This is a genomic window from Acidovorax radicis N35 (assembly GCF_000204195.1).
GTDB lineage: Bacteria > Pseudomonadota > Gammaproteobacteria > Burkholderiales > Burkholderiaceae_C > Acidovorax > Acidovorax radicis.
Window position 1 is genome coordinate 718,728 of the sequence record NZ_AFBG01000019.1, and the last position, 14,626, is coordinate 733,353.

Sequence of the window (14,626 nt, forward strand, 5' to 3'; positions counted from 1 at the left end):
ATGAAAAGAAGTCTAGGAACGCGCCGCGTTCCTGCCTGTTAAAAACTCCTTAAACAGACCTTCCACAAACCTTAAAACCGGCGTTACGCGCAGTAAACGTGAATTCCTTCACGCGGCAGCGCGCAGCAGATCCACCGCTTTTTCCGCAATCATCACGGTGGGCGCATTGGTGTTGCCGCTCACGATGCGCGGCATGATCGACGCGTCCACCACACGCAGGCCCGACAGGCCGTGCACGCGCAGTTCGGCGTCCACCACGTCCATAGGCCCCGGCCCCATGCGGCAGGTACCCACGGGGTGGTAGATGGTGTCGGCGTATTGGCGGATGAACTGCTCGATCTGCGCATCGGTGCGCGCATTGGCCGAGGCCGCCAGCTCCTTGGCGCCGAACTTCGCCAGCGCTGGCTGCGCCAGGATCTCGCGTGTGCGCTGGAAGCCGCGCACCATGCGCAGCATGTCGTCCGGGTCCGCGAGGAAATTCGGGTCTACCAATGGCAACGCCATGGGGTCGCGGCTTGCCAGCGTGACCGAGCCCCGGCTCTTGGGCTGCAGCAGGCACACGTGGGCCGAGTAGCCATGGCCGAACACGGTCTTTCGCCCGTGGTCCACGAGCTTGCCGATCACGAAGTGCAGTTGCAGATCCGGCACGGCCTCCGACGGATCGCTCTTGATGAAGCCCCCCGCCTCGGCGAAATTGGTGGTCAACATGCCGGTGCGGTGCTTGCGCCATTCGGCAATGCCGCGCAGCGTCTGCGCCATGCCCGAGAGCGAGAGGCCGAACAGGTCCTTGAGTTCGGGGGCATCCAGCACCTGCACCACGTCGGGGTGGTCATGCAGATGCGCGCCCACGCCCGGCAGGGCGTGCAGCACCGGGATGCCGTGCTGCCGCAGCTGCGCGCCCGGCCCCACGCCCGACAGCATCAGCAGCTGCGGCGAGAGCAACGCGCCCGCGCTCAGCAGCACCTCACGGCTCGCCTTCACCTGGTGCAGCGCGCCGCCCTGGCGGTATTCCACACCCACGGCGCGCGTGCCCTCGAACAGGATGCGGGTGGCGTGCGCACCGATGATGACCTGCAGGTTGGGGCGCGCAAGATGCGGCGTGAGATAACCCTTGGCGGCGCTGTGCCGCTCGCCATTCTTGTGCGTGACCTGGTAAGGGCCCACACCCTCTTGCGAGGCGCCGTTGAAGTCGGCGTTGTACGGATGCCCGGCCTGCACGCCCGCTTCGGCAAAGTGGCGGCTGAAGCGATTGGGCGTGCGCAGGTCCGCCACGTTGAAAGGCCCGCCCTGGCTGTGCCAGGCATCGGCGCCGCGCTCGTTGTGCTCGGCGCGCAGAAAATAGGGTTTCACATCCTCCCAGCCCCAGCCAGGATTGCCCTGGGCGGCCCAGTGGTCGTAGTCGGCATGCTGGCCACGGATGTACACCATGGCGTTGATGGAGCTGGACCCCCCCAGCACCTTGCCGCGTGGCTGGTAGCCCTGGCGGTTGTTGAGCGCGGACTGCGGCGTGGTGTTGAAGCCCCAGCCGTTGAGCTCGAACTTGGCCATCACGGCCAGCCCGGCGGGGCAGTGGATCAGCACGCTCTTGTCGGCGGGCCCCGCCTCCAGAAGGCAGACCCGCACGGCCGAGTCTTCGGTGAGCCGCCCCGCCAGTACCGAGCCTGCAGAGCCGCCGCCAATGACGATGTAGTCGAACATGTTGTGTTGTCTCCTCCGCCATGCTGTGCAGCGGGTTGGTTGTCCAGGGTGAAGGCACGATAACCGAACGGTCGTGCGATTCGCTTTACCATTCCATCCATCCGTTTCACTTTGAAGAGAGCTCTCTATATGACGATTCAAACCGTTGGCATCATCGGCGCCGGCACCATGGGCAACGGCATTGCGCAGGCCTGCGCGGTGTCGGGCATCAACGTGGTGATGGTCGACATCTCCGATGCGGCAGTGCAAAAGGGCCTGGCCACAGTGGCCGGCAGCCTGGACCGCCTGATCAAAAAAGAAAAAATCACCGAGGCCGACAAGGCCGCCGCGCTGGGCCGCATCAAGACATCGACCAGCTACGACGACCTCAAAGCCGCGCAATTGGTGATCGAGGCCGCCACCGAAAACTACGAGCTCAAGCTCAAGATCCTGAAGCAGGTGGACGCCATCGTGGCGCCCGAGGTGCTGATCGCCTCGAACACCTCGTCCATCTCCATCACCAAGCTGGCCGCTGCCACCAGCCGCGCCGACCGGTTCATCGGCATGCACTTCTTCAACCCCGTGCCCATGATGGCGCTGGTGGAGATCATCCGTGGCCTGCAGACCAGCGACGCCACCCACGATGCCGTGAAGGCTCTGGCCGAGGCGCTGGGCAAGAGCCCCATCACCGTGAAGAACGCGCCCGGCTTTGTGGTCAACCGCATCCTGGTGCCCATGATCAACGAGGCCTTCTTCGTGCTGGCCGAAGGCCTGGCCACACCTGAGGACATCGACGCGGGCATGAAGCTGGGTTGCAACCAGCCCATCGGCCCGCTGGCACTGGCGGACATGATCGGCCTGGATGTGTGCCTGGCCGTGATGGATGTGTACCTGACCGAGTTTGGCGACAGCAAGTACCGCCCCTGCCCGCTGCTCAAGGAAATGGTGGCGGCCGGCCGCCTGGGCCGCAAAACGGGCCAAGGCGTCTATACGTATTGACCGTTCCGGGCGCGCTGTCCCCACGGAGACGGCGCGCCCATCGCGGTGGGTTTTCAATCATGGGCAAGGAGACATTCAAGCCCATGACGACCAGCATCACCCCCACCACGCCCCCGCCCGAAGGCTGCATCGACACCCAGGTGCTCGGCCATGTGCTGCTCATCGGTATCAACCGCCCGGCCAAGCGCAATGGCTGGACGCCGCCCATGTTCCGCCAGCTGGCCGAGGCCTACACGCGCCTCGATGACGACCCGCAGCTGCGCGTGGGCGTGCTGCATGCGTTCGGCGATCACTTCACCGCGGGCCTGGACCTGCCCGCCGTCAGCGCCTACATGCAGCGCGGCGAGAAGGCCATTCCTGAAGGCCTGGTGGAGCCCCACGACTACGGCCTGCCCGGCTACCGGCGCCGTACCAAGCCGATGGTGGTGGCGGTCAAGGGCATCTGCTTCACCGTGGGCATCGAGCTGATGCTGGGCGCCGACATCGTGGTGGCCGCCGACGACTGCCGCTTTTCGCAGATGGAAGTGCAGCGCGGCATCATGGCCACAGGTGGCGCCACGTTGCGCATGGCCGAGCGCGCGGGCACGGGCAATGCCCTGCTGCATTTGCTCACGGCCGACGAGTTTGGCAGCGCCGAGGCGTACCGTCTGAACTTTGTGCAGAAAGTGGTGCCGGCTGGCCAGGAGCTGGACGAGGCATTGGCGATTGCCCAGCGCATTGCCGCACAGGCGCCGCGTGCAGTGGTCGCCACTCGCCTGAATGTGCTCAAGGCCATCGAGCAAGGCCAGGCGGCTGCGGTGGCGGACTTCATCCCGGTGCAAAAGCAACTGGCCAACAGCGAGGACGCCGCCGAAGGCGTGCGCGCGTTTGTCGAGCGCCGGCCCGCGCAGTTCAGCGGGCGATGAGGACCTGGTAGTTCGTGCCGCCTGAAACACCACGCGCCAAATCCCAAGCCAAATCGACCGCTAGCGCGTATAAATTATGCACTTAATGCTCTGCTATTGATAGCATTTTCCTGAGAGCGACGTGGATGCTGCGCCCCCGCATGCGCCAGCGGAGCGCGCAAATAGCACCGATGGCGCGGCGCCGCTCCCCCACCGACACAATCCCATCCATTAACAAAGTTTTTCACAATTCAATTGCACACAATTGAATTCACGATCACAATTCACCCCATGCCCAGCCACAGCACACCCCACACTCCCAGCCCCGCCATCCTGCGGCTGGACAACCAGGTCTGCTTTGCGCTGTATTCCGCCTCGCTGGCGATGACCAAGCTGTACAAACCGCTGCTCGACCAGATCGGCCTGACCTACCCGCAGTACCTCGTGATGCTGGTGCTGTGGGAGCAGGATGGCGTGACGGTGTCCGAGCTGGGCGAGCGCCTGTTTCTGGACTCCGGCACGCTCACGCCGCTGCTCAAGCGCCTGGAGGCGCAGGGCCACATTGCCCGCCTGCGCGATGTGCAGGACGAGCGCCGCGTGCGCATCACCCTCACGTCGCAAGGCCGCGCACAGCGCGACCAGGCCGAGGCCATCCCGCCCTGCGTGCTGCAAAGCAGCCAGTGCTCGATTGCCGAGCTGACGGCCCTGACCACCGAACTCAAGCAACTGCGCGACCGGCTCAGCGAGCAACGCTGACGGCCTGCAGACAACGCAAAAACCGATTCCCTCCACCGCCCGCCAGTGGGCAACAACCGCAAGGAAGACACCATGACCAAGCTCGAAAAAGTCCTGTACACCGCCAAGTCGCACGTGACCGGTGGCCGCGATGGCGCCGCCAAGACCGATGACGGCCGCCTGGAAGTCAAGCTGTCCTCGCCCGGCACGGCCGGCACCGGCACCAACCCCGAGCAGCTGTTTGCCTCCGGCTACGCAGCCTGCTTCATCGGCGCGATGAAGGCCGTCGGCGGCAAGATCGGCATTCCTGTGCCCCAGGACGTGTCCATCGACGCTGAAGTGGACCTGGGCCCCATCCCGAACGCCTACGGCATCGCCGCCCGCCTGGCCATCAGCCTGCCCGGCCTGGACAAGGAAACCGCCCAGAAACTGGTGGACGCAGCCCACCAGGTCTGCCCCTACTCCAATGCCACGCGCGGCAACATCGACGTGACCATCACGATCGTCTAAGACCATGGGCCGCCTGCTGATTCCCCGCATCGCGGTGGCCCTGGTGGCCATCGAGCATGTGTACATCCTCGTGCTGGAGATGTTCTTCTGGAACAAGCCGCTGGGGATGAAGACGTTCAACCTGACGCAAGAGCTGGCCGACGCCACCACCACGCTGGCGGCCAACCAGGGTCTGTACAACGGATTCCTGGCGGCCGGCCTGTTCTGGGGCCTGTTCACCAGCAACCGGCTGTTCAAGATCTTCTTCCTGGGTTGCGTGATCGTGGCCGGGGTGTTTGGCGCCGCCACGGCAGCGCCCAAGATCTTCTTCAGCCAGGCATTGCCCGCGATCATTGCACTGGGCCTGGTGTTGGCCTTTGACAAGCCCGCCACACAGCGCAACCACTAAGCGTCAAAAATCATAGCTGCCAGCGCTTACTCAGTAAGCGCTGGCAGCTATTTTTGTTGAAATCCGCACAGGCCCATCGGCCTTTGCAAGCTGGCATTCAGCGACACGCGCGATGATGGGGCTGGAGACAACCCCATGAAGATCGCCCTGCTGTCTGACATCCACGCCAACCGCGAGGCCCTGGACGCCTGCCTGCAGCACGCCCGCGCCCAGGGTGCAGAGCAGTTCGCGCTGCTGGGCGACCTGGTCGGCTATGGTGGCGAACCCGTGGCGGTGGTCGAACAGGCGCGAGCGCTCGCGCAGCAAGGCGCGCTCTGCGTGCTGGGCAACCACGACGCCATGGCGCTGGCACCACCCGCCGCACCACGCAATCGCAGCGAAATGGGCGCGCAGTGGACCCACGACCAGCTCGGCAACAGCCACATCGCCTTCCTGCAATCGCTGCCCCTCACCGCGCGCCTGGGGACCAGTGCGCTGCTGGTGCACGCCAGCGTGGATGCGCCCGAGCAATGGCGCTATGTGGAGGACTCCAACGCCGCCGAGCGCAGCATGACGGCCGCCCAGGCCATCGACCCGGCCATCCGCTACGTGTTCTGCGGCCATGTGCACGCACAGGCGCTGTACTTCCTCACGCCCACCGCCAAGCTCATGCGTTTTGCGCCCGAGCCCGGCGTGCCCGTGCCCGTGCCACCGCACCGCCAGTGGCTAGGCATCGTGGGTTCGGTGGGCCAGCCGCGCGACGGTGACGCGCGCGCCATGTACGCGCTGTTTGACGACACGGCACGGCAGATCACCTTCTACCGCGTGCCGTATGACCACCTGGCCGCCGCCGCCGCCATCCGCGCGGCAGGCCTGCCGGGCTTCTACGCGGACCGCCTGGAGCACGGCCAATGAAGCTGCTGGCCGCCGGCACCGAGATCGACGGCTTTCGCGTGGTGGACTGCATCCACGCAGGCGGCATGGCGCACATCTACGCCGTGGAGTACGCGCAGGCCGACCGCAGCCCCGGCTTTCCGATGGCGATGAAGATCCCGCGTATGACGGCGGGCGATGGGGCCGAGAACATCGTGAGCTTCGAGGTGGAGCTGCAGATCCTGCCCGTACTCAGCGGCCCGCATGTGCCGCGTTTTGTGGCGGCGGGCGACCTCGTGCGCCTGCCCTTCCTCGTCATGGAGTACATCCCCGGCCAGACGCTGCAACACTGGGTGGATGCGCCTGAACGCTGCGACACCTCAACAATAGCCCGCCTGGGCGCGGCCACGGCCCATGCGGCGCACAGCCTGCACCAGCAGAACGTGTGCCACCTGGACCTCAAGCCCGCCAACGTGCTCATCAAGGCCGACGGCAACGCCGTGCTGCTGGATTTTGGCCTCTCTTGCCACGCCCATTACCCCGACCTGCTGGCCGAGGAAATGCGCCAGGCCGTGGGCTCGCCCGCCTGGATTGCGCCCGAGCAGGTGGTGGGTGTGCGCGGCGACCCGCGCAGCGACATCTTCGCCATCGGCGTGATGCTGTACGAGCTGGCCACGGGCGAGCTGCCGTTTGGTGCCCCCACCACCCGCGGTGGCATGCGCCAGCGCCTGTGGATGACACCCGCGCCCCCGCGCAAGCACCGCGCCGACATCCCGCCCTGGCTGCAGGAGATCATCCTGCGCTGCCTGGAGCCCGAGGCCTCCCACCGTTACCCCTCGGCCGCCCACCTCGCCTTTGACCTGGCGCACCCCGACCAGGTGCTCATCACAGAGCGCGGCGAGCGCACACAGGGGACATCCCTGCGCACCCACCTGCGGCGCTGGCTGCGGGCGGCCGGCATGCACTACACGCCCAGCCCCCTGCCCGCGCAGCAGATCGAGGAGACCCCCATCCTCATGGTGGCCGTGCCCCATGCCGGCGTGACGGACGCCACGCTGTATTCGCTGCGCCAGGCCGTGGCGCGTTCGCTAGGCATCCGCCCGGGCGCGCGCCTGGCCTGCGTGACGGTGTTGTCGCCCTCGGCCAGCAGCACCAGCAGCCACGACCGCAGCGAAACCACCCTGCACCGGCACCACATCGCACGTCTGCGCCAGTGGGCTCAGGGCCTGGACCTGTCAGGCCACCATGTGAGCTACCACGTGCTCGAATCGGGCGACGTGGCCCACGCGCTGGTGCGCTACGCAGCCAGCAACCATGTGAGCATGATGATCCTGGGCGCCGCCACGCACGGCCTGCAAACCCAGCGTTTCATCGCCACCGTGCCGATGCGCGTGGCGCGCGATGCGCCCTGCACTGTCATCCTGGTCAAGCAAGCGCTGCCCTTTGAGCAGCTGGGCGAGTCGTTCACGGGCTAAGAACCTGTTCAAGATCTTTTCGGGGTCGCGCAAGCGCCTTGCCGGGATGAGATGCAAGGCGCGGTGCGCAGCCAATAGCTCGGCTATTGGCAAGCGCCGCAACGCCGCAGACCGCCCGGCAAGGCACTTGCCCGAAGGGTTGGGGTGAAATCGGGCGATTGGACGCCCCGGCCGCTTGCATGGGCATGAGCCCATGCGGCGCATCCGAAGCATCCACTCATCCCGATTGCACTCCAACGCGATCCCCGAGAAAATTTTGAACAGGTTCTAAGAACCTGTTCAAAGGGAGGGCCGCGCTGTCGCCGAGGTGGCGTGGGCCCCTTGAGCCGCGCCGGGCTTTCGTTTAGCGTGGTGGCATGAGCACCACCACCCTCCTCGTGCGCCAGGACAACCTGGCCACCACCCGCCTGTCGGCCGCCGAAGACTCCGCCCTCACCGAAGGCCAGGTCCACGTGCGGGTCGATTCGTTCGCCCTCACGTCCAACAACATCACCTATGCCGCCCTGGGCGACATGCTGAACTACTGGCAGTTTTTCCCCACCGGCGAGCCCGGCTGGGGCATCGTGCCCGTGTGGGGCTTTGGCACGGTGACCGGGTCATTGCACCCCGACGTGGCCGTGGGCGAGCGGCTTTATGGCTACTGGCCCATGGGCACCCAGGCGGTACTCTCGCCCCACCGCGCCAACGCGGCCGGTTTCAGCGACGGCGCGCCCCACCGCGCGGGCCTGCACGCCGTCTACAACCACTACCTGCACACCAGCACCGACCCGCTGTACCGCACCGACAACGAGGACGTGCAGGCACTGCTGCGGCCGCTGTTCATCACCTCGTGGCTCATCGACGACTTTCTGGAGGACCAGCAGTTCTTCGGCGCCCAGCGCATGCTGCTGTCCAGCGCATCGAGCAAGACGGCCTACGGCACCGCGTTCCAGCTGGCGCAGCGTGAAGGCATCGAGGTCATCGGCTTGACCTCACCCGGCAATGTGGCCTTCTGCGAAAGCCTGGGGTGCTACAGCCGCGTGGTCACCTACGACGCGCTGGAATCACAGCTCGACGGCGCCACGCCCAGCGTGTACATCGACTTTGCAGGCAGCGTGGGCCTGCGCCAGCGCATCCACGCCCACTTCACGGGCCTGTCCTACAGCTGCTCGGTGGGTGCCAGCCACGTGCAGGACCTGGGCGGCGCCGGCCAGCTGCCCGGCCCGCGCCCGGTGATGTTTTTTGCCCCTGCCCAGGTCAAGAAGCGCCACACCGACTGGGGTGCGCAGGGCCTGAACGACCGCCTGGTGGCGGCCTGGAACCAGTTCAGCGCCGCCGTACAGACCGCCTCCACCCCCTGGCTGGTGGTGCAGCACCATACGGGGCCCGAGGCCACGCAGGCGCTGTTTGCCGCCGTGCTGGCCGGCAGCGGCGACCCGCGCGCAGGCCATATCGCCACCATGCTGCCGGGCTGACATTTCACGGGCAGCTGAGGGCGGGGCAGGCAGCGACAATGGGGCATGACCCCACTGCCCCCTGAACCCGCGCCCGACACCCACGCCGCCGCCGACCAACACCCCTACGCCCGCCTCACCCCCGACCAGGTGCTGGACGCACTGGCCGGCGTGGGCCTGTATGGCGATGGGCGCCTCATGGCCTTGTCGTCGTACGAAAACCGGGTGTACCAGGTCACGCTGGAAGATGGCGAGCGCGTGGTGGCCAAGTTCTACCGCCCGGGCCGCTGGAGCAAAGCGCAGATCCTCGAAGAACATGCCTTTGCCGCCGAGCTGATGGCCGCCGAGGTACCCGCCGTGGGACCGCTGGTGTTGAGCGGCAGCACGCTGCACCAGCACGATGGGTTCGCGTTTTCGGTCAGCCCCTGGCGTGGCGGCCGGCAGCCCGAGCTGGATGATTTTGAGGTGCTGGAATGGATTGGCCGTTTTCTGGCGCGCATCCACACTGTGGGCGCAGCCCAACCCTTTGTGCACCGCCCGCTGCTGGACCTGCAGAGTTTTGGTACGGCTTCGTACGACTGGCTGCTTGCCCAGGCAATCATCCCGCTCGACATGCAGGCCCTGTGGAAGGCCCAGTGCGAAAAAGCTCTTGAATTGATAGCTGCTAGCGCTTATCCATCAAGCGCTGGAGCCCCATTTTGCTTGAAAGATGCGACCCCCATCCGCTTGCATGGCGACTGCCACCCCGGCAACATCCTCTGGACCCCCCTCGACGAATGGGGCCGGGGTGGCCCGCACTTCGTGGACCTGGATGACGCGCGCATGGGGCCGGCCGTGCAGGACTTGTGGATGCTGCTGTCGGGCGACCGGCGCCAGCGCACCCACCAGCTCAGCGCACTGATCGACGGGTACGAACAGTTCCGCAGCTTCGACCGCCGCGAGCTGGCGCTCATCGAGCCACTGCGCACGCTGCGCCTGATCCACTACAGCGCCTGGCTGGCGCGCCGCTGGCAGGACCCGATCTTCCCGGTGAACTTCCCGTGGTTTGGCACCAGCGACTACTGGCGCGGGCAGGTGGACATGCTGATCGAGCAGATCGAGGCCATGCAGGAAGAGCCTCTGGCGGTGTGAGACGAACTCTCCCTGCGCCGCCTTAGGCGCTGGGGCCCGGGCGGGCGGGCGCGATGGCGCACCGCCCATTGCAAACGATTGTCAACCCGTGTGCACAGGGGCGCGATGTCGCGCAACATCAGAAAAACGACCTCTCAGATAGGGCGCTTCTCTGACTTGCCAGGGGCAGCTTTGCCCGAAGACTCACACCATGCGCATTGCCGTCCTGCACGACGACCCCCTTTTGCCCGACATGATCCGGGGCGCCCTTGAGCGCCACCACCATGTGTGCCATTTCTATACCAGCGGTGCGAGCCTGCTCAAGGACGCACGGCACGAAACCTTTGACCTGCTGATCTCTGGCTGGCACCTGCCGGACATGGACGGCATCGAGGTCATCCAGCGCCTGCGCGAGATGGCCGGCCAGCAACTGCCCATCCTGCTGGTCACACGCCGCAACGAAGAACGCGACGTGATCGAGGCCCTCAACCGTGGCGCGGACGACTACATGGTCAAACCCCTGCGGGTGGGTGAGCTGGTCGCCCGCGTGGCGGCCCTGCTGCGGCGGGCGTACCCGCAGGCCATGGGCGAGCAGCTGGCTTTCGGCCCCTACCGATTCGACCCGGAGAAACGGCTGCTGTTTCTGCAAGGGGAACCGCTGACACTGAAGAACCGGGAATACGAGCTGGCCCTTTTCATGTTCCGCAACGCGGGGCGGCTCTTGTCGCGCGCACACCTGCGCGAAGCGGTGTGGGGTGAACGCAGCGAAGCGCCTTCGCGCTCGCTCGACACCCACGTTTCGCGCCTGCGCGCCAAGCTGCAGTTGGCGCAGCAGGCCCACGGCTACACGATCACCGCCATCTACGGCATGGGCTACCGGCTGGACACGGTGGACCTGGCGAACCTACGCCCCTGAACGGCCACGCGGAAGGCGCTGCATCAGCCGCCATCCGCTCCACCCTGACCACAAAAAAGGCCAGCACGCTTTGCAGCGTGCTGGCCTTTTGGCGTTCCACCGGCCGCCGCGAAGTGATCGCGACGGCGGCTGTGCCCAGGTCTACCGGCGGCGGCCGATGGCAGGGTGTTGCCAGGCCATCAGGCCCAGCAGGGCCGCCAGCAGGATCAGGCCCCATTCCGACAGCGTGGGAATGCCGCTGACCGGCAGGTTCGACACGGTCGTCGTTGCGCTGGAGGTGTTGTTGCTGGGGTTGGTGTCGCCCGGTGCGTCCAGCGTGGCCGTGTTCACCAGGGGGCGAGCGCCGTTGTAAGGAGACGCCAGCGTGGTGCTGATGGTGAAGGTGCGCGAAGCCCCCACTGCCAGTGCGCCCACAGCGCAGCGCACGGTACCTGCGGAGTTGACGCAGCCCGCAGCGGACACAAAGTTGACGCCCGGTGGCAGGGTATCCACCACCTGGGCACCATTGCTCGCCAACGGGCCGTTGTTGGTGACCACCAGCGTGTAGTCAATCGGCGCACCGGCGGCCAGAGGTCCGGCTGCTGCGGTCTTGCTCAGCGCCAGATCGGTCGCCACGGTGAAGCGGCGTGCGGTGGTGTCATGCGTCACCACGTTGTTGGCCAGCGTGGTCTCGGTTTCTTCCACCACCACACTCGCCTGGTTGAAGGCGGTGCCACTGGTGGCGCCTGCCACGGTGAGGGTCTCGGCGCGCATGGCGTAGGTGATCGTGGCGCTCTGGCCGCTGCTCAGCCCCGGGAAGCTACAGATCAGCGTGCCACTGGTCGCACCCACGGTGGGTTCGGTACAGGCGCCGCCTGCATTCACCGTGAGCGCGCCCTGGTAGCTGAAGGTGGCCGTGGGCGAGGAGCCCGGCGCGGGGAAGACGTCGGTCATCACCACGTTGGTACCAAAGGACGGTCCGCTGTTGTTCACCGTGATGGTGTACGTCGTCGATTGCCCCAGGTCCACCGGGTCAGAGCTGTCCACCTTGTTCACCAGGATGTCCAGCTGCGCCGCCGTCACGGGCGTGGAGGTCGTGGCGCTGTTGTTGGCGGTGTTCGACTCGGTGGTGGCCGTGGTGGCGGCCACGCTGTTGACCACCGTGCTGCCCGTCGCACTGCCCAGGGGGCGCATGCGGTAGTTCACCGTCTGCTGCGTGCCGGAATTGATGCTGGCCCAGTTACAGGTGAGCGTTCCGCCCACCGTGCCTGCGGCGATGGGCGCGCAGCTGCCCCCCCCGCTCACGCTCACCACGTCGATAAAGGCGGCATTGGACGGCAGGGTGTCCACCATCTGCACGGTCTGCGCGGTGGAAGGTCCCGTGTTGCCGATCGTTGCCACAAACGTGATGGGTGCCCCGGCCGCAACGGTGGAAGGCGTGGCCGTCTTGGCGGCGGTCACGTCCACGATGGCCGTGACCTGGCTGGTCACACTGCCACTGTTGTTGGCCTGGTTGGGGTCGCCCACGTCGGGGGAGCGCACGGTGGCGGTGTTGGTGCGCGGTCCGGTGACGGCGATGCTGGGGCGCACCACCACGGTCACCGTGGCCTGCGCCCCGGAGTTCAGCGTGCCCAGGTTACAGCTCAGGTTCTGCGAAGTACCGTTGGTGACGCCGTTGGGGGTGCAACTGCCTTGCGAGGCCACGGCGGACTGGAAGCCGCCGGTGTTCACCAGGCTGGCCAGCGTGTCTGACACGATGACGTTGGAGGCAGCCGCCGGGCCGACGTTGTCGACCGTGATGACGTAGGTCAGGTTCTGGCCCGCGACCACGGGGTCCGGCGCAGCCGTCTTGGACACGACGCGCAGGTCAGCCTGGGTGGCCGTGGCGGTGACGCCCACGCCCACGCAATTGTTCGCCCCATTGCTGTCCACTCGCGCACCAACCCCCAGCGCCACACAGGCATTGTTGGTGACGGTACCCGCGCTGGCCAGCACGGCGGACACGGTGACGGCAGGCGCATTGGAGTTCGCGTTCAGGCCCGTGGAGCGGGTGCAGTTCCAGGCTGCCACGCCGTTGCCGACAAAGGGCAGTGCATCGCAGGTCCAGCCCGTGGCGCTAACAAGGCTGTTGAGCGTCACACCGACAGGCACCACGTCGGAGATGGTGATGGCCTGGCCGTTGGGTACCGCCAAGGGGCCGGCGTTGCGCGCCGTCAGCGTGTAGTTGAACGTCTGGCCCGGCACCACAGGGTTGATGCTGGCCGTCTTGGTCAGCAGCATGTCCGCATCGTTGCTGGCCGTCACGTTGAACGAGGCCGAGTTGTTCCCGGGCACCGGGTCGGACAGCAGCGTGCTGACGCCCGCCGTGTTGCCCAGCGTACCTGCGCTGTTGGCCGTGGCGGTCACGGTGATGACGGGCATGTTGGTGAAGTTGGCGCCGGTGTATTCCGTGCGCGAGCAGGTGATCGTGGCGTCACAGGTCCAGCCCGTGCCCACAGCGGACACGAAGGTGAGCCCCGCGCCGAGCGTATCGGTCACCGTGACGGGCTGGCCCACCAGCGACACCCCGCCATTGAGCCGTGGCGTGAGGGTGTACACCACGTTGGAGCCCTGGGCCACGTTGGAGCTGGAGGCTGTCTTGGTGATGGACACGTCGGCGCCCGAAGCGGACGTCACGTCCGCCGAGGTGGTGTTGTTGGACGTATTGCCATCGGGCATGGCGGAGTTGTCGGGCTTGATGCCATCGATGGCAAAGGCCGCCGTGACCGTGCCATTGACATTGGACACGGCGGGAACAGTCAGCACCGAGGCGGACGCTCCGTTGGCCAGTGTGCCCGTGCGCGTGCAGGTGACCGTGCCGCTGCTCAGCGGGTACCCGCTGGACGGTGTGCACGACCAGCCCGATCCCGAAGGCGCTGCCGTGATCGACGCGCCGCTGGGAACGGTGAAGGTGATGCGCTGGCTGCCATCGGCCGCGTTCGGGCCGTTGTTGGCAGCCTGCAGCGCATAGCTGTAGGCCTGGCCGGCCACCACGTTGGCGGCCGAAGGCGTGGCCACGAGCGCGAGGTCCGCCGCCTGCGTGGCGGTGGTGTCCTGCACGCTGTTGACGTTGTTGCTGGTGTTGGGATCGGACGTGGCGCTGGAGGCCGTGGCCGTGTTGGTCCACACCCCGGCGGAAGGCAGCCTTACGCGGATGGTCACGGTCTGGTTGGTGTTGAACGCAATGTTGCCCAGCGCGCAATTGACCGTCCCGCCCGCTTGGTTGCAGGTGCCCGCCGTGGTGTTCACGTCGATGAACGTGGAACCCGCCGGAAGGGTGTCCACCAGGGTGACGCCGGTAGCGCCGTTGGGGCCGTTGTTGTCGATGCGCAGCGTGTAGGTGAAGATGCCGCCAGCGGGCCCGGGGTCGGGGGAGTCTGCATGGTTGACCACCAGGTCGGCGGACTGCGCCATGGCAGCCCCCGCAAACAGGCCACCGGCCAGCAAGAGCCAGCGAAAGCGGCGTACCGCGCTTTGCACAGGGCGCGGGGCAACCCGCGCCTGCGGGGTGGCAGGGCTTGTGGCCGGCTGCACGGACCCGCTGGATGTCTGCGCGCGCCAGAAGGCGCATGCGCTCATCCAGGGTCGCGTCAATCGATAGAGCATCAAAATTCTCCTGAGGTGAATGG

12 protein-coding genes are annotated in these 14,626 nt (G+C 66.6%); 10 read left to right on the forward strand and 2 right to left on the reverse strand.

All coding sequences use genetic code 11. The annotated features are described in order from the left end of the window. Positions 1–108: 108 nt before the first annotated feature. Complete coding sequence (locus tag ARADN35_RS0113090) at positions 109–1,698, reverse strand: GMC family oxidoreductase (RefSeq protein ID WP_010462819.1); 1,590 nt, start codon at positions 1,696–1,698, stop codon at positions 109–111. Between the two features lie 129 nt (positions 1,699–1,827). Here ARADN35_RS0113090 and ARADN35_RS0113095 point away from each other — a divergent pair, with 129 nt between their 5' ends. The 10 genes from ARADN35_RS0113095 to ARADN35_RS0113145 all read left to right on the forward strand — a co-directional run bounded on the left by ARADN35_RS0113095 (position 1,828) and on the right by ARADN35_RS0113145 (position 10,979). After that, a complete protein-coding gene (locus tag ARADN35_RS0113095) occupies positions 1,828–2,676 on the forward strand; it encodes a 3-hydroxybutyryl-CoA dehydrogenase (RefSeq protein WP_010462820.1) in 849 nt (282 codons plus the stop codon). A gap of 83 nt (positions 2,677–2,759) precedes the next feature. Then, entirely contained in the window at positions 2,760–3,581 is an 822-nt protein-coding gene (locus tag ARADN35_RS0113100; protein WP_010462823.1) for a crotonase/enoyl-CoA hydratase family protein, read from the forward strand. A gap of 270 nt (positions 3,582–3,851) precedes the next feature. Further along, a complete protein-coding gene (locus ARADN35_RS0113110) occupies positions 3,852–4,316 on the forward strand; it encodes a MarR family winged helix-turn-helix transcriptional regulator (protein WP_010462825.1) in 465 nt (154 codons plus the stop codon). Positions 4,317–4,388: 72 nt separating this feature from the next. After that, the gene (locus ARADN35_RS0113115; RefSeq protein WP_010462826.1) at positions 4,389–4,805 is read left to right on the forward strand and encodes an organic hydroperoxide resistance protein; all 417 of its coding nucleotides are present in this window, start codon (positions 4,389–4,391) and stop codon (positions 4,803–4,805) included. 4 nt (positions 4,806–4,809) lie between these two features. Continuing rightward, a complete protein-coding gene (locus tag ARADN35_RS0113120) occupies positions 4,810–5,193 on the forward strand; it encodes a DUF1304 domain-containing protein (RefSeq protein ID WP_010462827.1) in 384 nt (127 codons plus the stop codon). Positions 5,194–5,328: 135 nt separating this feature from the next. After that, entirely contained in the window at positions 5,329–6,087 is a 759-nt protein-coding gene (locus ARADN35_RS0113125) for a metallophosphoesterase family protein (protein ID WP_010462828.1), read from the forward strand. Next, positions 6,084–7,520: a serine/threonine protein kinase gene (locus ARADN35_RS0113130; RefSeq protein WP_010462829.1), complete on the forward strand. Its 1,437-nt coding sequence runs from the start codon at positions 6,084–6,086 to the stop codon at positions 7,518–7,520. Before ARADN35_RS0113125 ends, ARADN35_RS0113130 begins: the two co-directional genes overlap by 4 nt. A gap of 356 nt (positions 7,521–7,876) precedes the next feature. Then, complete coding sequence (locus tag ARADN35_RS0113135; RefSeq protein WP_010462830.1) at positions 7,877–8,974, forward strand: DUF2855 family protein; 1,098 nt, start codon at positions 7,877–7,879, stop codon at positions 8,972–8,974. Positions 8,975–9,019: 45 nt separating this feature from the next. Further along, positions 9,020–10,084: a serine/threonine protein kinase gene (locus ARADN35_RS0113140; protein WP_010462831.1), complete on the forward strand. Its 1,065-nt coding sequence runs from the start codon at positions 9,020–9,022 to the stop codon at positions 10,082–10,084. 190 nt (positions 10,085–10,274) lie between these two features. After that, positions 10,275–10,979: a response regulator transcription factor gene (locus ARADN35_RS0113145; RefSeq protein ID WP_010462833.1), complete on the forward strand. Its 705-nt coding sequence runs from the start codon at positions 10,275–10,277 to the stop codon at positions 10,977–10,979. A 141-nt stretch (positions 10,980–11,120) separates the two neighbouring features. Here ARADN35_RS0113145 and ARADN35_RS0113150 read toward each other — a convergent pair whose 3' ends face one another. After that, positions 11,121–14,603 carry an IPTL-CTERM sorting domain-containing protein gene (locus ARADN35_RS0113150; protein ID WP_100199417.1) on the reverse strand — a complete coding sequence of 1,161 codons (3,483 nt, stop codon included), beginning with the start codon at positions 14,601–14,603 and terminating at the stop codon, positions 11,121–11,123. Between the last annotated feature and the right edge of the window lie 23 nt (positions 14,604–14,626).